Here is a 21,852-nt window from a genome sequence, read left to right as displayed (position 1 = left end):
ATCCATTTCAGAAACCGATCGATAATAGGAGGCTATTGGCATGCCCAAATTAGGCTTTCCCAAACTATATGATGTGACGAGTACGGTCGCCAAGCGTAAATTCCAGAACCAGAAGTTTCTGCTCGACAAGTATTCATTCAAACTCGATACGGGTAGTCCGATGTATCGGTTCGTTAATTATCGGAATCTAAAACCGCAGTTCGAGAACGGCGGACGTACGATTTGGACTAAGCTTGACGATGATATCTGGAATCGATGGACCGGCCGGGGAACCGATGTGAATGGCCAGTCGACTGGAACACAAGGGTTGTATTTATCACTCGACGCAGATGGACCGGTCGATACGAAATTTCCAGAGGTATCGCAGTACCAGGATGCTTCCGTACCGCCGAATCAGACCGTCCATTATTTCGAGTATCGATCAGGTCAGAAGCCGGAATGGAAGAGCACGAAGGCAAGCGAGCTGCGCTCGATGTTTCTCTTCACGCTGAACAAACCGCTGCTTGGAGTTGATTTCTCGTTCGATGATAGGCAAGACTCTATCCTGATGCAAATCTTCAACGAGGCGAAGCAAGAAGTGCCTGACGCTTTCGATAAAGGAGTAACGCTGAAGGATCTTTATTTTGCTTCGGAGGATGCGAGCTTCAACCGAGCAATAGGCAATGCGTTGTTCGAGACGACAATTTATGGCGCATTCAAGGCGACATCCGTACGCGATTACAAGAGCATCAATCTGGTCGTTACGGGCAAGTCCGGCATCGCGCTTGATTTCCTGCAGCCGCAAGGACGTGCAACGTTCCTTATCGATGGGGTCACGAAGAAGTCGATTGGCGTAGTCACGGTCGACGATATGATCTACAACAACACCTTCGAGCCGACAGACCCGAAACTGCCTCCGAACAATGTCATCCAGGATGATCTGCGCACCTATACTGATTTTGCCGAGAACATCAACAACGAGCTGGACTGGGAATACGTCGGGAAGGGATTGGATAGCCGAATTAATCAAGAGGTGATTAATGCGCTCCAATCGATCGATCATCCGTTCAAGAACGAAACCGACAGCCTGGTGAAGCAGATTGAAACTTATGAGTTCCTGGAAGAGATGAAGAAAAGTCTCGAGAACGATGTTGCGCTGTCGGCCTCGACGGATGTTCGCTACACTGCAGCAGTGAAAGAGATCGGAGCTGAAGGAATGAGCAGTCTCTTGTCGAGTCTCGTTGCCGATCCGAAATATAAGAAACTGACGGAAGTGTCGAGCACGGGCGAGACTTATTTCACAGCAGCTATAAGAAGCACCATTCTCGAGAAGAAAAGACATTGGCTTGCGGAGGAGAGCTCGAACATCCAATCGCGGCTGTCGGCAGCGGATACGAGAGTGACCGAAACGTCAACCGAAATCAGCAAGAAGCAGCAAGATTTGCAGCAGATAGAACAAGCGCTGAAGGAGAAGCCGCAGGATCAGGATTTGCTGAATCAGCAGACGAAGTTGAACGGTGATATTGCTGAGTTAGTGAGGGACCAGCAGGAGGCCGAGCAGGATCGGGCATCAGCGGAGAAGGATCGCAAAGACAATGAGCAAGAGCGAGGCGACAACTCGACCGAGAAGACAGAAGCGGAGAAGCGGCTGCATGAGCGTCAGAAACATGATTGGGCACGTGGTGAACGGGTATGAATAGCAGCGGGCTGAAAGCGTCATCGATTGCTGATGCGACCCTGCTATCTCAATCGCTCGAGAGCTTCCAAAAGTGTGCAATCGGCGATAATACCGTCATTATAAGTGTGGAAGACAGCTTGGCGATTGGTGCGGGCAGCGATATCGGAAGCAGCTTCATATCAACGAGCCATCTGTCCATCTTCGCGGAGGATGTTATTCTATCTGATGCATTCAAAATGCCTAATGGCGTATTGGCGGCGCATTCTCTCACAACGAGCGGAGCAGGCAGAATGGATCTGTCAGGTGCAATAGGCTACACGCCGGAGACCGTCAATGAAGATGCAAATTCGCCAGGCGAGACAGGCGGAACAGGCAGTAATGGCGGCAATCTGCTGCTCTATGTCGAGCAGGTGCCAACAGGAAGTCCAGCCTTCCGCATTGCGGCGAACGGAGGCGATGGCGGCGCAGGTCAGCCTGGAACGGAGCGCACAGCTGGCGGTCAAGGCGGAGATGGAGGTCATGGCGGCAATGTGCTTATCGCAGTCGGATCGCCTTATGAGCTGCTGTTAGGTCAGTTGCGCGAGACTTTATCGGTCAGCGAGCTGAGCGCGAAGCAGGCGATGGTGAAAGAGATCATTGCAAATATGCCGGCTGGGAGCAGCTTGATTGCAGTACGGGCGCTGATGAATCAAGCGGTTGGCGCTGGAGACGAGCAGACCTACGATCAAGCGCTGGAGAATGCCGCGCTTGTGCTGCAGTCGCTTAGCTCCGGCTACAGCAGCGCGCTGCATGCGGCCGTTGATATCTCGGCAGGCAATTATGGCGTGCATGGTGATGGGATATCCAATGGGGGCAATGGGGCATACGGACAACCGGGAAAGCTAAGCAATATATTGTTTAATGAGCCTAATGATTTATGTAGTAAATTAAATCCGCTGGGTTTCTTCGAAAGGCTGCCCGTTGATGCTTTACAGACGTTCTTCCCTGTTCATCCGAGCCAATGCCGTCGCCTGCTGGAGAAGATTAAGCTAATGTACTGGAGCTTGGATCCGGTTCATCAACCGCAGGTGGTAACCGACGTATTGACGCTGCTGATTCGTCTGCAGGCACGTACGGCGCTGTTCGCAAATGCGGAGGACGATTCGCCGCTTATCCAATACTATGCGCAGCATGAGAACGCGATCGGCGCGATCGGTGCGGTTGACCAGCTTCGTGCCATCTATGACGAGACAACAAGGTGCATCCAACAGTTGAAGCAAGGTCAGGACCTGTTCGGCTATAGCAGCAGCGTTGTACCGCTTGGCTCATTCCTTTTCTACAAAAATGTGCTCGATGAGCTGATCAACAATTTCGGTGAGCTTGAAAGCAGCTATACGAGCTACTTTCAAGCGCTTGAAGCCAATACGGCTCAGATTGCGGACATTAAGAGCACACGCGACAAACAAGCGAGTCTAGTCGCTACCGCTCAATCGCAATTAACGCCATTAAATACGCAATCGATCAAGACCGCACGCATTATAGATGGTTATCAGGTGGAATTGGTTCCACTTAAGAAAGCTTATGATGATGCGCTGATTGATGCAGAGAACACGTTCGCCAATAAGTTCAATCTAAACTTCGACACCGTGCTGCAGTCGCTCACTTCGCTTGCTTTTGCGCCCGAATCGACGCTTAATATTGTCGCACAAGCAGGCCAATTCTTGTACGATGGCACCGCGAAGATTACCGACGATCAAGGCAATCAGATCCGCAAGGACTACATCGTCTCGCAGTTGAAAACCGTTCAAGCCGATATGGATTCGCTGCAGGAAGGGTATCAATCGCTTGATAATGGTTTGCTTAAACCAGATGACCCTGGGGCAGGGAAGCTCATTGCCGATGAACAGGCAATCGAGCAGCTGCTGCAAGACTACTATGGCAGTTTTCCGAAGGAAATTGACGCTGTGAAGACCGCAATGAGCAACTACGTTGCTAAGATCCAAGAGCGCAATACGCAGATTCTGACCTATAATGCAATCATTCTGCTCATCTATCAGAACGAGCAGTTAATCGATTCAGCAAATGCCCGTACAAACACGCTTAATGAACAAATGTTGGATGCGATGGCACCGGATCTGCCGGATCTGGTGACGATGGTGTCGGGGATGTATTATGCTGCACGCAATCAGGTCATGCAGGTGCTCGATCTGACCTCACGAGCGTTTCGGTTCTGGGCACTATCCGACAGCAATCTAACGAGTATAGCTTATGCAGGAAAGCCGCTGCCTGAGTTGAATTACGACGCGCTGCTAGGCGCGAAGACGACGATCTTGAGCCGTTATCAACAGGCTATTGAGAACTTCGGTACGAATAGCAGTCAATTCCCTGCTCATTCAACGCAGCAAGGAAAGATGTATGAGGTATCGGATGAACAAGTTGAGTTGTTCTGTCAGTTAGGCCAGCTTATGCTTCGGATCTCGCCTGATGATCCTGTTTTTGCTGGGATGGCCAATGTTCGGGTCCAGAGCGTACGCGTCTGGATCAGTGGTTTATCCTTCAGCGGCAACGATAAGAGCGTCAACATTAACGTCACGCACACGGGGAAGGAACAGATCGTAAGCACCGCGCGTGATGTGTACGCTTTTAGCCATGAGCCGGTTAACAAGCTGTTCATCTATAACACGGATTCGCGGGAAATTATGGAGGAGGCGAACTTCGGTGTAGAGCAATCGGATGGCGGCGCGACGACGAACTATGCGGCGCTAGGACCATTCACAACATGGCATATAACGATCGACCCCGCCAGCAATCCGGATGTCGATTTCTCTGCCGTAAGCCGTATTCAGCTTGAGTTTCATGGAACGAACTATGCCTTCGACGCCTAAGGTTTGAAAACTCCGGGTTGACGAACGCTCTCATTGTGCTTATCATATCCAGTAACTTCTAATAATCCTAAAAGCTATGAAGAGAAAGAGTACCGCTAAGACGTCTTTAACAGAGAGCCCCGGCTGCTGAGAAGGGGTAAAGAATACGAGCGGGAACATGGTCTCTGAGCTGCGCATCGAACCCTGGGTAAGGGTGTAGGCTGCGCCGGATCCTGCATCCGTTAACGTGCTAGGGTATAACCGGATCAATGGTTCGGCGTACCTGAAGAGGTGAATGCCGCAAGGCATTGATGAATGTGGGTGGTACCGCGTGAGCACAGCTCTCGTCCCTATTGGGATGAGGGCTTTTTTGTGTTTTTATCAAAAGGAGGTCATGGAAAATGACGAACGTATTCATTGGCGGAGCTTGGCCTTATGCCAATGGCTCCCTGCACCTTGGCAGGCTGGCCAGCCTGCTGCCAGGCGATGTGTTGGCGCGCTACCATCGTGCGCGAGGCGATCAAGTGTTGTATGTATCAGGAAGCGACTGTCATGGTACACCTGTGGCGGTGCAAGCTGCGCAAGAAGGGATGGAGCCTGGTAAATTCGCGAGCCGGTATCACGAGGAGTTCCTAGATTGCTTCTCTAGGCTTGGCTTTACGTATGACAATTACACCCGTACCGACCAGCCTTTTCACCATGAGGTTGTGAAGCAGTTGTTCTTGAAGCTGCTTGCGAATGGACATCTGTTTACGCGAACGGTTCAACAGACGTATTGTGAGACGGATGAGCGTTTCCTGCCTGACCGTTATGTCGAAGGCATATGCCCCGTGTGCGGGAAACGAGCGAGAGGGGATCAATGCGACTATTGTTCGACGCTGCTTGATCCTTCCGATTTAACAGATCGAACGTGCAAGCTATGCGGTAACCCTCCGGTCGAACGACCAACCGCACATTATTACCTAGAGCTATCTGCGTTTCAAGATGAACTAGAGCGATATGTCTCGCAGGCGAAAGGTAATGGTTGGCGGGACAATGCGATCCAGCTTACTGGCCGATATTTGAAGGAGGGGCTGCAGGATCGTGCGGTAACGCGGGATTTGACATGGGGCGTTGATGTGCCTGTTGAAGGTTTTGAAGGGAAGAAAATATATGTATGGATCGAAGCAGTCAGCGGATACCTGTCAGCCAGTAAGCAATGGGCGGTCGAACAAGGCAAGCGGTGGGAGCCATTCTGGATCGATGATCCTGCGGAGGGTCCGATTATCGCGTATTATGTGCATGGCAAAGACAACATTCCGTTTCATACGCTGATCTGGCCAGCCATTCTGCTTGGTGCAGGCGGACGTCTCCATTTGCCCGACCGAATTGTATCTTGCGAGCATCTAACGCTAGAGGGACAAAAGTTCTCTACAAGCCGTAATTGGGCGGTCTGGGTACCTGATCTCCTTAGCCGTTATGAGCCAGACTCGATTCGCTATTTCCTTATTGCGAACGGGCCAGAGAAGAAAGATGCCGATTTCTCGTGGCGGGAATTCATTCACAGCCATAATGGCGAGCTGCTTGGCGCATATGGTAATTTCGTCAATCGGACGTTAGCTTTTATCGCCAAGTCGTTCGGCAGCCGAGTGCCTGAAGGTACACTCTCGGATAGTTGGCGCAGCAATCTTCAAGATTGCTACAATCAAGCTGGCAGACTGATTGAGGAGGCCCGCTTGAAGGAAGCGTTGGATACGATTTTCTCTTACGTTAGACTTGCGAACAAATATTACGATGAAGAGCGGCCATGGGTGACAGCGAAGGATAACCTTGCAGCATGCGGGAATACGCTGTTCACTTGCGTACAAATCATTGCGAACCTCGCGAATCTTCTTCAGCCGTTTATTCCGTTCTCTAGCGATAAAGTAAGGCGACTGCTCTCGTTGGAGAAACCGGCTTGGCAGGTCATATCGGTCGAATCGGGAAGGACGATTGGTCCGGTAGAACTGTTATTTGAACGTATCGATACTACTCGAATCGAGGAAGAAAGCGGGCGACTTGGATAGCTGACAACAAGTGAAGATTGAAATGGTTTGAGTAGTATTTTATGGGCGGCCAATATGGCTGCCTTATTTTAGTTAAGACAATTTTAAGAACCAGTTCATTAAACCTTTAGAAGGACCGTTTATGATGGGTTGGCGACCTGAACAGTTGTTTATACGTCCAGTTCGTTCGCTAGATCACACAAGGAGAGGGGTAGAGGTGTGTCGTTAACCGATGAAAGCAAGTTAAAACAACTTATAAGCAAGGTACCTCAACTAACCATTTTCTTCTGGATCATTAAAGTGTTGTGCACAACAGTGGGGGAAACGTTCTCCGATTTTTTAAGTTTTAATGTAGGACTAGGATTACCTCTCACTACATTACTTATGGGAATTGCGTTTGTCATTGTCTTGTTTGTTCAATTTAGGGCGTCTAAATATATACCGCTAGTTTATTGGCTGACGGTTGTGCTTATCAGTGTTTTCGGCACGTTAGTAACGGATAATCTGACCGACGGATTTGGGGTGCCGCTTGAACGCAGTACGATAATCTTCAGCTTATTATTAGCAGTTACGTTTCTACTATGGTTCATAAGCGAAGGGACATTATCCATACATTCGATCTACACGGCAAAGAGAGAAACCTTGTATTGGTTATCGATCTTGTTTACGTTCGCACTAGGCACAGCGGTAGGGGATCTCTACTCGGAGCAGCTTGGCGTCGGGTATCTGAATACGGGCATTATTGTCGTTATTGTAATTGCGTGTGTGTTTGTTGCATGGAAACTGAAGTTTAACGAAATTCTCGCTTTCTGGATTGTCTATATCCTCACACGACCTCTTGGTGCTTCATTAGGGGATTACTTGTCTCAGTCCAAGAAGAATGGAGGTTTGGAATTAGGGGCTACCTTAACGAGTGTGATCTTCCTTCTTGCGATTGTGGCGATCATCGTGTTCTTGGCGATCACGAAGTATGACCTAGTTGCCAAAGGTGGAAATTCCGAATCTATCAACACCTCTTCAAACCTGAAGCTTGTATGGACGCAAACGATTGCATCTATCATCGTGTTCTTAACCGTAGGGATTGGAGGATATGTATGGTGCAATCATTATGTTGTTCCTGAAATCGATTCGTCACAAACGACCTTGAGCGGGCAGCTTAATGATTTTGTAAGCATTGAAACAAACATTCTGGATCATATCAACGGCGCTGATTTCAGTACCGCAAAATCGGAGGCAGACGATCTGGAATATCAATGGGATCAGTCTGAACCAAAGCTTCGCAAGATTGATCGCAAAACATGGACTGATATCGACGGTACAATCGATGAGGTCCTCGCAGCCGTTCGTACCAAGAGCCCTGAGCCTAATAAATGCGACACGGTCATTCAGAACTCTATTCAAGTCTTGAACACGTCCAATCAATAATTAAGCTTCTAGAAGTATGCAAGCAGCTTGGTACAGCGAATAACAGACAAGCTATTATCCTCATTAGGCATTGAAGTACTAAGAAATAACTAAGTAAAGAGAGAGCAGCCGAATCGGCTGCGCTCTTGTACTTCACTGCTTAAAGAGAATCATTCCTCTTCCTCATCCAGAAGGACGATATCCAATACGGTCGTTTGTTGGTCGATATTGATTGGTTTCAAGATAGCTGTCTGTTTCCCTGGAAAAGAGAATTGAGCTGGAGGACTGCCCGCAGCTATATGAAGCCTCGCAAAGATACGCCTTATTTGGATTTGTTTCAGATTATTGGCCTTAAGTTAAAGAAGAAAGCGGACGAAAGTATAAAAGAGTTAGGGCTAATCGCTCAACAAGGTAAAATTATTGGTTATATCTACGAGAACCAAGAAACTGAATTAATTCAGAGGGATCTTGCCGATCGGTTTCATCTGCGCGGGGCTAGCATTACAAGTATGCTTCAAGGTCTTGAGCAGAAAGGATACATCGAACGGAAAATTCCAGCCAATAATGAACGGCAAAAAAATATTTATGTTTTACCAAAGGCCGTTGATTTGATTGAACACTTTTATGACTCCTTCCAAAAGGTGGAGGACGAAATCGTTCAAGTTCTTTCCGAAGAGGAGAAGCAAACCTTAAAGAAAATATTGATCAAAATTAATGAGTGCATATAACTTTTGAGCAACACGCAATACAGGAGTATCAGTTAGCCCCTGAGTCTTATGCGGAGCTTTGAGAGACTTCTATGAGTCAACCTGTCGAAATGACAGGTTTTTTGTGTAGACAAACATTGAATTACACAGAGAAGTCTTTGTAACAACCCTACGCCAGTATACGTCTAAATCAAGTAGGGGGGAGCTTATGAACAAATGGATGCTTGTACTGGTTGTGGTTGCATTGCTAGGCGGATGTTCGAATAGGACGGGAAATCCAACTAAAGGGAACTCCGTGATCGACTGGGTCGATTTTGTAAAACTTAATGGAACTTCTTATACTGGATTATTTGAAAGTGTGATTAAGGATCCGAATGATGTAACCAAGGAGGTAGTTGGTGAAGTGAGTTTTAAAGTGGCGGATGTCGTCACTAACCCGAGTTATAAAACAAAATCAGGAGATGCTGCATTCCTAGAGATAGGTACAAAACTTTACCGGGTCAAGGGATTTGAGACTAATGAAATGATCGCCGCAGAAGATGTGACCAGAATTGGCGGATTCCGATTATATGCAAGCGATGAGTTTGCCATAACAATGAAGTACAAATATAAAGATGTTCCTAAAGACAAGGTCGCTAGAGTGGAACTATATCTTTATGGCGAGACCAAACCATTCAAGACTCTCAACAATAGCGAAGCTGAGCAATTTATTATGCTATTAGAGAACGGGAAGGATAATCAGAATTACAGCTCACCAAACAATGGCAGCGATCCAACCTATTATTCGATGGTCTTTTATACGGATGAGCCTCTCGCCTATGCTTTTACACTCGTTGATGATGGCACCCATGTATTCTTTACCCCAAGGGATACAAGAATTGTAGACGACGAGATTCGGAAGTTGATTCGTTAATGATTGTCCAGTTTGCATGCATCTCCAATTATTGACACAACAATTAATATTCCCAATCCAGCAATAGGAATTATCGATAAGTCTAGCGATTGACACTCCTAGAGGCTAGTGCTAACATTTGATAAATCACAGCATGACTGTTGGAATTATAGGAATTACACTCTACCAGATAACTGGAGACCTCATCCCTTGCGGGAATAGGTCTCCTTTTTGTTTGGGCAAACATGATTATGCAGATAGGAGTGAAGCAAATGCCGGACGCGCAACAACGACAACGGGAGGAGGGAGACACCTTCCCAGGCAGAACTTACGCTGAGGTCGTTCTCGCGCCAGCTTATGAACAGGCCAAGAAGGAATTGTTAGGACCGATGATCTCCGTCAGCAAGGCGCACCTCATCATGCTTGAAGAGCAAGGTCTTATCGCCGAGGAGGACGCTGCCATCATTGCCCGAGCGCTTCAAGATCTCGATCTGAAGAAACTGGAGAACGGCCAATATACCGGCGAGTTTGAGGATCTATTCTTCGAAGTGGAACATGAACTCGCGCAGTTAGGCGGAGAGACGACAGGTCAACTGCATCTCGCCCGCAGCCGCAATGACATGGGAATCGCGATCTATCGCATCGTCTTAAGAGGTAAGTTGCTGACCCTCATCACCTCCGCGCTTGAGCTGCAGGAGCGGCTCATTGTTTTCGCGGAAGAACATGCAGAGACGCTCATGATCGGCTATACACATACGCAGCAGGCGCAGCCGACGACCGTCGGTCATTATATCGCGGCGGTGTCGGACTCGCTCTCCCGGGATGTCCGCCGTCTGCGAGCCGCTTATGCTAACTGCAACCGAAGCAGCTTGGGCGCTGCCGCACTTACAACGACAGGTTTTGCGATCAGCCGGGAACGGACGGCAGAGCTTCTTGGCTTCGACGAGACGATCGCGAATGCGTACGATGCGGTCAGCGGGGCGGATTACGTCCTCGAGATCGCTTTATCCGTTTCTTTGTCCGCCGTGAATCTCGGCCGTTTCATACAGGAGCTCCTGCTCTGGGGAACGCAAGAATTCGCAGCCATTAAGGTGGCCGCGCCTTATGTCCAGATCAGCTCGATCATGCCGCAGAAACGAAACCCGGTGTCGGTTGAGCACCTTCGGTCGCTGCTGTCGAGCTGCGTTGGAGATGCGAATACCGCGCTGAGCATGGTTCACAATACACCGTTCGGGGACATCGTAGATACCGAAGATGATCTTCAGCCTTACGTCTGGCGAAGTTTGCGAACGCTAGATTCGGCCTGCCGACTTCTAGTTCGTATCATCGAGACGCTTGAAGTCGATAGGGAAGTCTTGCGCCTGAGAGCAGAGTTGAGCTTTGCTACCGTAACTGAACTCGCTGATACGTTAGTGCGTAAAGAAGGGCTTGGGTTCCGAACGGCGCATGCTATCGTTGCTGAATTGGTACATAAGGCAGTTTCCTCGGGTCTTACTGTAAGGGAGCTTACGGTAGATGGACTCGATGATGCCGCCAAGAACATCATCGGAAGGCCGTTATCACTAACCGTTGAAGAACTTCGACAGGCGCTTGATCCGGAGCACTTCGTTCGGATTCGATCGGTTCTCGGCGGGCCGAGTCCGGGAGAGTTGAGGAGAGCGCTGACGGTACAAACTTCCGCACATAAGCAAGCGGAAGAGTGGGCGGAACAGACGAGAGCCCAGATCGATTCCAAGCTCAACATACTGGATAAGATCCTGACCGAGCGGCACCGCTGACCGTACCATCCCTTGGGGGAAGACGCCGATCAATCGGTTAAAGGAGGAAGAAACAGTGTTTAGAGCCGGCTTTCAAGTATTCGATATTCACGGGCATTTGCCTTATAACTACCCGCAATCATTCGATAAGCATGACCGAATTACTCAGTATGGCCACGAGCGTTCGCAGCGGATGCGACTAACCTGGGACCTAAGAACAGAGGAAGTCGATCCCGAACGTGCGAACCTTTCACTTGTCGAGCGATGGAAGGATGAACTCGAACGTTACGGCATCGGGGGACTTAATTTTCTGACCGGTTGGACGAACGATGAACTGGCGCAACAGATCGCGGCATATCCAGATCTCTTCACTGGATTCGCCTCTCATCCGATCGAGCGTCCCGATGCGGCTGCAGAGCTGAAACGTGCTGTTGATGAGCTTGGTCTTCGAGGCTATAAGCTGTTCGGTCCGCTCACGCCAATCTCGTTCGATGATGATTCCCTAATACCGGTATGGAACCTGCTTGCTGAACGCGGGCTGCCTATCCTTATCCACTTCGGCCTTCTTGGGCATGCGGGCGGGATCGTTTCGCATCCGAACATCAGCCCGCTCGCTATATTCAATGTTGCCCGTCGTTATCCCGACATTCCGTTTATCATTCCGCACTTCGGCTGCGGTTACTTCCAGGAGCTGCTCCATCTGTGCTGGAGCTGTCCGAACGTCTACGTCGACACTTCCGGCTCGAATCAATGGGTCCGTTGGATGCCGTATGAGTTGACGCTCGAGACGCTGTTCCGCAAGACCTACGAGCTGATCGGACCGGAACGCATTATCTACGGCTCCGACTCGATGGGGTTCCCAAGAGGTTATAACTACCGCTATCTGCAAGATCAAACCCGCGTTGTGCGCGACCTTCGCTTCTCCGAATCGGAGATCGAAGGCATATTCGGCAACAATGCGAGAAAGCTGCTTCGATTGGATCCGTCCATCCCTCAAAACGAAACTAAGGAGTTGACCCGTTCATGAACCGTATCTTTAATGTTACCAAGCCGTTAACCCTGCTTGCAGCTGCCTCCTTGCTTCTGGCAGCTTGCGGAGGGAATAACTCCGATAAAACTGACAAATCCACATCTTCAGCAGCAACGCCTGCAGCTACGACGTCTCCAACCAATACAACTGCAGCCTCCAGCGATTCGCAGGAGAAGGTGACGATCGAATACTGGCAGTACGAATATCCGTCCAAAGTAGCGCTCATCAACGAGTTGATCAAACAATTCGAAGAGCAGAACCCTAACATTACCGTCAAGCAAACGAACTTCCCATATGATCAATATAACGAGAAGGTCGCGACACTCGTTCCAGCGGGCAAGGGTCCTGACGTCATCAACCTGTACTATGGCTGGTTGCCGAAGTATGTCTCATCCGGTTTCTTGCAGCCGTTGCCTGAATCGGGATTCCCGAAGGCAGACATCGAGAACAAGTATTACCCGCTCGTCAATGCGTCGAAGATCGACGGTTCTTATTGGGCGATTCCGACCGCCGTTCGCACGCTTGCCGTGTTCTACAACAAGGATTTGTTCACTAAAGCGAATATCGCAGAGCCTCCCCAGACGTGGGAGGAACTGGTTGAGGATAGCATAAGGCTGACGGAGAAGGATTCTAAAGATCAATTCGTCGTCGAAGGATTGGCTTGGGAGCCTGGTGCTCAGCTTCACCACTGGTATCGCGACGGACTGCTGCCTCAGGCTGGTGGCCAGGATCTTAGTGAAGACCGTCGCAAGATTCTGTGGGCGGATACGCCGGCAGGACTGGAGGCATTCCAGTACCTTATCGATTTCGCGGTCAAGCACAAGGTCGGCACGACTGGCGTCTTTACCGATGATGTTACAGCCTTCAAGACAGGCCATGCCGCTATCAACATAGATGGATCGTTCCGTCTAGGTTCCTTGGCAACTGACGCTCCGGACCTCAATTATGGTATCGCGCCGTTGCCGTCCTATAAGAGCAAGTCTGCACCTTCCTCGTATTGGGCGAACGCAATTCCTGCTGGTGTTACCGGTGCGAAGCTGGATGCCTCTATCAAGTTCCTGCAGTTCCTGACGAGCAAGGAAGTTCAAGAACAATGGGTGGATAAGGTCGGCGAGCTTCCAGCTCAGAAGGAGGTCGCCACGCAGGACGAATACTTGAATGATGAGAAACTCGGACCGTTCATTCGACAGCTCGACTACAGCAAGGCACACTTCTTCATCGACGAGACGGGAGAGAGAACCTTGTTCGTCGACGCGGTGAACGAAGTTCTTCTCAACAAGGTACCCGTCGAGAAGGCGTTCACCGATCTCGTCGCCAAGACACAGAAACTCTATGACGACTATTGGGCTAAGGTTGACAAGAAGTAAGAAGAGAGGGGCGCCGGTGATAAACCGGCGCCTGCTTGTCTATGAAGGAGGATGACTGACCGAATGGTTACGACTACTACGCGACGCCGCGCGGCAGAGGGGAGCAAGTCCCTGTCGCTGCGCTTGAACTACCGCACTCAGCGTTACCTGTTCATCTATCTGATGCTGAGCATTCCGCTGCTTTATTTTCTGCTAACCCGGCTGTTTCCTATCTTGTATTCGTTCAACATCAGCTTCCGCGAATGGGATATTCTCTCTCCGGAGAAGCCTTTCGTCGGCTTGGACAATTATTACGGTCTGTTCGAAGATGAGGCGTTCCGCAAGTCTCTGAAGAATACGTTCTTTTATGTCGTGGTAGGCATTCCCGGACAGTTGGCCGTCGGGCTGTTCGCAGCGCTGCTGCTGCAGAACGTCAAGCTGCTGCGCGGCTTCTTCCGGACGATTTATTTCATCCCGTATATCACGAGCATCGTCGCTGTGAGCTGGGTCTTCCGCTGGCTTCTTATGCCCAATGGATGGATCAACGGCCAAATCCTAAACTTGGGCCTTCCCGCGCAGCCGTTTCTCCAATCTCCAGATCAAGCGCCATATGTCATCGCCTTGTCGATGATCTGGCAGAGCGTCGGCTTCCAGATGTTAATCTTCCTGACCGGATTGGAAGGCATTCCGAAGATGTATCATGAGGCCGCTCATATTGACGGAGCTAACGCCTGGGACAGGTTCCGATTTATTACGTTGCCGCTGCTCAATCCGATTATTCTATTCTCGGCCGTCATTGCCGGCATTTCCTATTTGCAGTCGTTTGCGCATATCGTCAGCATGACCCAGGACGGAGGACCGCTTAATTCGACTCGAACGCTCGTCTACCATATCTACAAACTGGCGTTCAAGAATTTCGATATGGGGAGCGCTTCGGCAGCGACTGTCATTCTGTTCGTCATCATTCTTGCTTTCACTCTGCTGCAGCTCAAACTATTAAATCGCAAGATTGACTACTGAGAGGAGGACTCAATATGAATCCAAACACGGAATCAATTCGACTTCCCGATGACAGGAGGTTAAGCCGCTCGTACGCGAACCAAGCTTGGCTGATTCTTCGATATCTGCTTCTATTCGTGGGAGTCGCCGTGACGCTGTTCCCGTTCCTGTGGATGGCGGCCTCCTCGTTCAAGGAGCCCAAGAATTTGTTCGACCTAAGCCTGATTCCTTCGCCAGCGACTTGGAACAATTACGGAGATTTGTTCGTTAAAGCGCCTTTCGGGCGATGGTTCGCGAACACGGCGGGCGTCGCTGTCGTGTCGACGGTGTCGGTACTGGTCTTCGATACGATTGTAGGGTATGTGCTTGCCAAATTCGCTTTTCCCGGGAGAACCATCGTCTTCATCTTTATTATAAGCACGTTGATGGTTCCTACCGAGATGCTCATCATTCCCTGGTACTTGCTCGCATCGAAGCTAGGTTTGTCGGACACGTACGCAGGCCTGCTGCTGCCCGGGCTCATCTCCGCGTTCGGTATCTTCCTCATGCGCCAGTTTATGGAGTCGCTGCCTTCGGAACTTCTCGACGCAGCGCGCATCGACGGATTGAATGAGTGGAGGGTGTTCTCCTCTATAGCTGTTCCGATCATGAAGCCGGCATTAGCAACGTTGGCGATTCTAAGCTTTATCTCGAGCTGGAACCAATTCATCTGGCCGTTCATTGTACTGCAGACGGAGAGCAAATACACGCTGCCTGTTGGCATGGTCTATTTCTCTAGCGAAATGAAAGACAACAGTGGCTGGATTCTGATCATGACCGCCGCAACCGTCTCAGTGCTTCCTTTGATCTCGATTTTCTTGATCTTCCAGAAACGAATTATTCAAGGCATCGCATTAAGCGGGATGAAGTAAAGAAGGAGGGGCCATCGTCATAGTGGCTATGTTTAAATCATGAGCAGAAGAGTTGAGAGGGGCGTTCCTAGTAGGAGCGTCCCTTTTATTGTTTGATTGATGTTGTTCCCTAATTGAGAAGTTAGATCCTACATTGTGACAGGTTGTTGGGAGCGGATACAGCGCTTACACTTATTAGTGCAATTTCATGAATAAGGTGATAATTGTTTGTTTAGAGACAGGTTCAATGATTTGTACGAAGTGAGGTGAATGAATGGCTAACCATACCAAGCTTTACATGTCAGAACATACTATGCTCATCAATCCGCCTAGACAGCTCATTCTCCGGGAGATTGTATGTCAATTCAGTTTATTGCTGCTGTTGATATCATTTTCGTTCAATGTGTTCATTTTTGTTACAATCCCGATTCTACTTGCTATTGTATGCCGTCGCTTTCTGTTCCTTACACGAATATGGAGGCAGTATGGTTATTCACGAATCGTTCTGACATTGCTGGCATCGTTATCAATAATATTGTCAATCTCTTTGGCCCCAATAGTTAGGAAGCTGATCTTACAAGTCTTGATTCAAGGAGTGTTCAGATATGGATGAGATGTTTAGTTTGCTGTACCCGAACGGACTGCCTGCTGAATCAATTTATTCCCCGACATCGATGATTGACGATATTGCAGGTCTAGGATTGGATGCTTTATTTCACGAAATTGGTAGCGGCCCTTGGGGATATCGGACCAAGCAGCCACATCCGTTGACGTACTTTACTTCTGACATTCAAACCATTATGTATCGTTCTAATATCGTGGAAGATTTGTATAGGCAGGAGGCAATTTATCAACTGCTGTACGAGCTTCTTCCATTGTTTGAGGATCTGCGAGATTTACAGCAGCGTGATCGTTGGTCGAACGATGATACAGCAGCATCTTTATATACGGTCTCTGAGATTGAGCTTTACTTGTCCTGTGTTGAACGGTTATATCATGGACTGTGCAGCACTAAGCCCGTGTCTCAAGGACTTCAACGCCTTACTAAACAAATCGCAGAACGATACGAAAGCACAACCTTTCAATCTCTGCGCGAGGAGACGCGCAAGCTTTCTTTCCGTGTACGCAACATTAAAAGCGTTACGGTCGGCATCAATTTCGATCCGCAGCTTTACCCCTATGAAGCAGGTATTATAGCTGTAAATGATCAGTTATTCCGTTCCGGTAACCTGATCGATCGCTGGCTGCGACTCGATATGAAAGACGATGGTTTTCAAAGTTTAGCTCCGCTTATGGCGTCTGGAAAAGATAGAAGCAGTGAACAGAATCTTGCTATGAGCAGAGCAATTAATAGCGCTCTAAACACGATATTAAAAGGGTCCGTCCGAGAATGGCGTAACTGTATTAAGATGTACGCAGCTGCCTCTTCTAACTTCTTAGTAGGATTAGTGCCTGAAATTCGTTTCCTGCTCAGCGGTGTTTCATGGATGAAACAACTGGCATCGAAAGGTCTTCCTCTGTGTAATCCACAAGCGGCCAAGACTGAAGAGTCATCCTCAATCGAGGGGCTGTATAATCCGTTATTAGCGGTTCAGGCAGCGGATAAACAAGAGAGTGGCGCTGCATCGGTAGTGAAGAACAACATCACGTTTGATGAGAACGGGTCGATCTATATTCTGACGGGACCCAATCAGGGAGGGAAGACCGTTTTCATGCAGGCGGTAGGAATCGCGCAATTGCTGTACCAGTTGGGGTTGTTTGTCCCTGCTTTCTCGGCGACGATTCGTCCCGTGGATCGTGTACTTGTTCATGCACAGAGCCAAGCTGAGGATCACCAGATGAAGGGACGCTTCGGTGAAGAGTGCAGTCGATTACAGCATTTATTCGGTAAACTAACGAGTAATAGTCTACTTCTGATGGATGAGACCTTCTCTAGCACAAGTGCTTCAGAGGCTGCCACGATAGCAGGTGAAGTGCTGCTCGCATTACGTGTGTCAGGATGCCGCGTTATTTTTGCAACACATTTGCATGAATTAACAGATCAAATCGATAAGCTCAACGAAGTTCCGCTTGAGAGAGGTAGCCGTATCGATACGCTCACCGCCGAGATTGATACAACCACAGGACAGAGAAGTTTTGTCCTCCGTCGATCACGTCCGCAAGGCAATAGCTATGCACGTGATATTGCACAAAAATATGGTGTAACCTACGAGCAGCTCGTTAAATTGATGAATGAAAATTAAGCGCTGTTTAAATACAGTGAAAAACTTATAGAAACTTCGAGGGATTAGTTATTCTCATCGGGTTTTTTTTTACGCATTATTTATGGTTTTTAATATTAAATTATTTTAGCTAATCCAATAAATAGAAAGGTTTCAAACCATGATTCGTAAGGTTGTTGGAGTTCTTCGGGGCAGATACACTTTCAATAAGGATTATCAGAATAAATATAACATTATCATATATTCACAGGGGGTTAGCCTATTAGGCAAACTTTCCTTTTTTTTGTTTCAAATAGAGTGCCGAACTTGAAGCTAAAATCTACTTTAGTGCTTTTACCGATTTCTAGTTGTGAAAGCTGTTATAAGTAACAATTGAATAAAAAGGGTCATCTGCAATAGAGAGAATTGTATTTTCTGGCAAGTATAATGAGTGCATACAATAATATTTCAATAAATGGGGTTACATATTATGGGTAAAACAACAATTAGTATTTCAGCAACTCCTACTGCTAGGTCCCGACGACAAAGCCGCATTGAAAGATTACTACGTAATATCGTAAAGTATCGTGTTCTGCTATTAATGCTCATGCCGACGGCCATTATATTCCTAATTAATTGCTATATTCCGATGTTCGGCGTCATTATCGCGTTCAAAGACATCAATTACATCGATGGCATCCTAGGTAGTCCGTGGGTAGGACTGGATAATTTTCGCTTCCTCTTCGCTACTTCAGACGCTTGGAGAGTGACGATCAATACGATTTCTTATAATGTCGTGTTCATTATCTCCGGATTAATCCTATCAGTGGCAGTCGCCATAGCGATCAATGAAGTGCGTGCCAAACTTGCATCGCGATTCTATCAGACCGTTATGATCATGCCCAGTTTCTTATCGATGGTCGTTGTTAGTTATATTGTATATGCGTTCCTGCATCCTGAATATGGATTCTTGGTTAAGACGGTGCTCCCATTATTCGGCTATCATTCCGTCAATGCTTATATGCATCCTCAAGCGTGGCCTTATATTCTATGGCTTACAAAAATGTGGCATTCGGTTGGCATCGGCAGCGTTATCTATCTTGCTGCGATTACCGGCATTAGCGAGGAGCTGTATGAAGCTGCAGTTATGGATGGCGCCGGGAAGTGGCAGCAGATTACCCGTATTACGATTCCGCTCCTGACGCCGGTAATGGTTATCTTAACCATTCTTAACTTGGGCGGCATATTCCGTTCCGACTTTGGATTGTTCTATCATGTGACGCTCGATTCAGGTGCGATTCGGTCAACAACGGATGTCATCGATACATTTGTCTATAGAGGATTAATCCAGCTTAACGATTTGGGGATGTCTTCTGCAGCGAATTTCTATCAATCATTTGTCGGCTTCTTCCTAGTTATCGGAGCTAACAGTTTAGCACGCAGGCTGAATCGCGATTCGGCACTCTTCTAGAACGGAGAATCATTCCAGATGAAAAGCTTAGAGAACGTTAAACCATATCAGCAAGTGTCCAGAGTCGCCCGTGCGTTGCTTCACTTGTTTTTCATTTCATTTAGCTTCGTATGCATTATGCCTATTGTATTGATTATTGCTATATCGGTTTCTAATGAGAAGATGCTGACGCTGAAGGGCTACAAGTTCTGGCCGGAGGTCATCGATTTGTCTGCGTACCGTTATCTGTTCACGCAATCGACGACAGTATTCAAGGCCTATGGCGTCACATTAATGGTTACGACAGTTGGCACCGTGCTAGCGATCCTGTTGATCGCATTGTATGCCTATCCACTATTTCGTAAGGATTTTCCATTCAAGCGAGCGTTCAATCTTTATATTCTCGTTACGATGCTATTTTCAGGCGGTCTAGTCCCATTCTACCTGTTGTATATTAACTACCTCCATTTAAGGGACTCTCTTATTGCGCTCATTCTCCCTGGACTATCGAATGCCTTTTATATTTTCATTACGCGGACCTTCTTCCAGCAGACGATACCGGAAGAGATGATCGAGTCGGGCAAATTGGATGGGGCATCCGAGTGGCGAATTTTCTTCCAGCTTGTTATCCCGGTTTCATTGCCGGTCCTTGCGACCATCGGCTTGTTTACGACACTGATGTATTGGAATGATTGGTTCAACTCCTTGCTATTCATCAACGATACCGACAAATATTCCTTGCAATACGTCTTGATTCAAATGATCCGCCAAGCGGAATTTTTCAAAAATCAGTTAGCTGGAACCGGCGTAGGTCTGTTGATTCAACAAGCCGTTCCTACTGAAAGCCTCCGTATGGCGATGGTTATCGTATCTATCGGTCCAATACTATTCATATATCCATTCTTTCAGAAATATTTCACAAAGGGTCTCACCATTGGGGCTGTCAAGGGTTAAGGGGTCTAATCTTGGCATCATTGCCAGTTAGAATATACAAATAGAGCATATTTAGGGAGGTTCAACAACAATGAGAACAGTAAAAGGGTGGGCGACGGTATTTGCGTTATTAGGTGTGATTATGTTTGTTGTTTCCGGTTGTGGAGGCAGCAACAGCACCGGTAGCTCTAGCGGTTCCTCGAATGAAAGCAGCAAGGCGTCCGATGATTCCGGAGCAGGTAATCCTGATATCTCTACGTACCGGAAACTTAAAGTGTATACGGTAGGGAATTTCCCTCAGCCTGACTCGGAGGCTGTCATTAAGGAAATCAATAAGTACCTCAAAGAGAAAATTAATGCCGAGATTGATTTCCAGGGTCTCCCTTGGTCATCCTGGTCAGAGAAGATGGCACTGATCTATCAATCCGCGGAGCAGGTCGATCTGACATTCGCCCCGAACTGGGCCGATTTTGCTAACAATGTAACGAAAGGCGCTTTCCTGCCGCTTGATGAATTGTTGGCCAAATATGGACAAGGAATTACTCAGACATTGGACCCACGATTCCTTGAAGGGGGAAAGGTGGATGGCAAGATCTACGCTATTCCAACGAACAAGGAAATCGGAGAGAGTCACACGATTATGTTCAGGAAAGACCTGGTCGACAAATACGGATTCGATGTGAACAGCATTAACACGCTGGAAGACTTGGAGCCTTGGTTGGAGACGATCAAGGAGAAGGAGCCTGGTATTGCACCAATATGGCTCTCTGGCAGCGGATCCGATACTCTTTCCTACTTCGATAAGACTAGAAAGAGCGTGGAAGAAAACTTCCGTTACGAGCTGGTGGCAGGCGCCCCTGCGGCTATTGTGCTCGACACGAAGACGGACAAGATGGTCGTAAGCACCTTGGAATCCGATCAAACTATATATCGGATGCATCTGTACAGCGATTGGTTCAAGAAAGGGTATATCAATAAGGACGCAGCAACGACAAAGACTAGCGCAGAAGACGCTTTGAAGGCAGGAAAGACATGGATGAAATTCGGCTCGGACAAGCCGGATTCCGACAAGGAAGATTCTCTTGCCACGGGCATTGAGCTTGTCAAGCTTAAAGGCAATGAACCTGAAATCAGCACAGCCAGTATTAGTAACTCGATGATGGCAATCGGACGTACCTCAGTTGATCCCGAACGGACGATGATGCTGCTGAACCTGCTCCATACAGACGAGCACTTGATCAACTTAATAGATTTTGGTGTAGAGGGCAGACAATATGTTAAGGTAGCGGGCCAAAATAACATTGTGAAGCTGCCGGACGGCGTTGCTACTCGCACGGATACCGGTTGGGCTCCGGGCATTGAGTGGATGTTCGGAAATCAGACGCTTACCTACCTATGGGAAGGAGAGAGCCCGGATAAGTGGGAAAAGTTCAAGGTATATAATGACAGTGCACATAAAGTCAAATCGTTTGGCTTCAGTTTCAATACTGACTCCGTCAAGACGGAGGTGTCTATTATTAGCAATATTATCAAAGAATATCGTCCGCTCCTGGAATCAGGCAGCTTGAATGCAGACAAGGTTCTTGCGGAATACAATGAAAAGCTTAAAGCGAATAACATTGAGAAAATCCGCGCCGAGGCACAGAAGCAATACGATGAATGGAAAGCAAAGCAGTCTTAAATAAGGAAGGGGGGAGACTGAAGAAGTCTTCCCCTTTT

The 21,852-nt window shown here is 48.1% G+C and carries 15 protein-coding genes and 1 other annotated feature; all 15 genes read left to right on the top strand.

The features are described from left to right. Window positions 1–40: 40 nt before the first annotated feature. The 15 genes from H8B09_RS11790 (at window position 41) to H8B09_RS11720 (ending at window position 21,814) form a co-directional block, all read left to right on the top strand. Window positions 41–1,675: a hypothetical protein gene (locus H8B09_RS11790; RefSeq protein WP_191203672.1), complete on the top strand. Its 1,635-nt coding sequence runs from the start codon at window positions 41–43 to the stop codon at window positions 1,673–1,675. Then, entirely contained in the window at window positions 1,672–4,521 is a 2,850-nt protein-coding gene (locus tag H8B09_RS11785) for a BAR domain-containing protein (RefSeq protein ID WP_191203671.1), read from the top strand. The genes H8B09_RS11790 and H8B09_RS11785 overlap by 4 nt, the downstream gene beginning before the upstream one ends. A 67-nt stretch (window positions 4,522–4,588) precedes the next feature. Continuing rightward, window positions 4,589–4,855 (top strand) — a binding site (T-box leader). A 46-nt stretch (window positions 4,856–4,901) separates the two neighbouring features. Beyond that, on the top strand, window positions 4,902–6,545 hold the full coding sequence (gene metG / locus H8B09_RS11780; RefSeq protein ID WP_191203670.1) for a methionine--tRNA ligase: 1,644 nt from the start codon (window positions 4,902–4,904) through the stop codon (window positions 6,543–6,545). A gap of 198 nt (window positions 6,546–6,743) precedes the next feature. Further along, window positions 6,744–7,949, top strand: a complete 1,206-nt coding sequence (locus tag H8B09_RS11775; protein ID WP_191203669.1) for a COG4705 family protein — start codon at window positions 6,744–6,746, stop codon at window positions 7,947–7,949. A gap of 278 nt (window positions 7,950–8,227) precedes the next feature. Next, window positions 8,228–8,656, top strand: coding sequence for a MarR family winged helix-turn-helix transcriptional regulator (locus H8B09_RS11770; protein WP_191203818.1), 429 nt, complete (start codon window positions 8,228–8,230; stop codon window positions 8,654–8,656). 187 nt (window positions 8,657–8,843) lie between these two features. After that, window positions 8,844–9,548: a hypothetical protein gene (locus H8B09_RS11765; protein ID WP_191203668.1), complete on the top strand. Its 705-nt coding sequence runs from the start codon at window positions 8,844–8,846 to the stop codon at window positions 9,546–9,548. 251 nt (window positions 9,549–9,799) lie between these two features. Next, the gene (gene argH / locus H8B09_RS11760; RefSeq protein WP_191203667.1) at window positions 9,800–11,305 is read left to right on the top strand and encodes an argininosuccinate lyase; all 1,506 of its coding nucleotides are present in this window, start codon (window positions 9,800–9,802) and stop codon (window positions 11,303–11,305) included. 55 nt (window positions 11,306–11,360) lie between these two features. Beyond that, complete coding sequence (locus H8B09_RS11755; protein ID WP_191203666.1) at window positions 11,361–12,311, top strand: amidohydrolase family protein; 951 nt, start codon at window positions 11,361–11,363, stop codon at window positions 12,309–12,311. Next, entirely contained in the window at window positions 12,308–13,681 is a 1,374-nt protein-coding gene (locus tag H8B09_RS11750; protein ID WP_191203665.1) for a sugar ABC transporter substrate-binding protein, read from the top strand. The genes H8B09_RS11755 and H8B09_RS11750 overlap by 4 nt, the downstream gene beginning before the upstream one ends. 63 nt (window positions 13,682–13,744) lie before the next feature. Continuing rightward, a complete protein-coding gene (locus H8B09_RS11745) occupies window positions 13,745–14,680 on the top strand; it encodes a carbohydrate ABC transporter permease (protein WP_191203664.1) in 936 nt (311 codons plus the stop codon). Window positions 14,681–14,694: 14 nt separating this feature from the next. Continuing rightward, window positions 14,695–15,570 (top strand): carbohydrate ABC transporter permease, encoded by an 876-nt coding sequence (locus H8B09_RS11740; protein WP_191203663.1) that lies wholly within the window; start codon window positions 14,695–14,697, stop codon window positions 15,568–15,570. 584 nt (window positions 15,571–16,154) lie between these two features. Then, a complete protein-coding gene (locus H8B09_RS11735; RefSeq protein ID WP_191203662.1) occupies window positions 16,155–17,792 on the top strand; it encodes a MutS-related protein in 1,638 nt (545 codons plus the stop codon). 559 nt (window positions 17,793–18,351) lie between these two features. Next, window positions 18,352–19,221, top strand: a complete 870-nt coding sequence (locus tag H8B09_RS11730; protein WP_191203661.1) for an ABC transporter permease — start codon at window positions 18,352–18,354, stop codon at window positions 19,219–19,221. A gap of 18 nt (window positions 19,222–19,239) precedes the next feature. After that, window positions 19,240–20,154 (top strand): carbohydrate ABC transporter permease, encoded by a 915-nt coding sequence (locus H8B09_RS11725; RefSeq protein ID WP_191203660.1) that lies wholly within the window; start codon window positions 19,240–19,242, stop codon window positions 20,152–20,154. A gap of 70 nt (window positions 20,155–20,224) precedes the next feature. Then, the gene (locus H8B09_RS11720; protein ID WP_191203659.1) at window positions 20,225–21,814 is read left to right on the top strand and encodes an ABC transporter substrate-binding protein; all 1,590 of its coding nucleotides are present in this window, start codon (window positions 20,225–20,227) and stop codon (window positions 21,812–21,814) included. Window positions 21,815–21,852: the final 38 nt, after the last annotated feature.

The organism is Paenibacillus terricola (genome assembly GCF_014779765.1).
Classification (GTDB): Bacteria; Bacillota; Bacilli; order Paenibacillales; family Paenibacillaceae; genus Paenibacillus_T; species Paenibacillus_T terricola.
The sequence above is the reverse complement of the archived record's forward strand: the minus strand, read 5'-3'. Positions and strand labels throughout refer to the sequence as shown.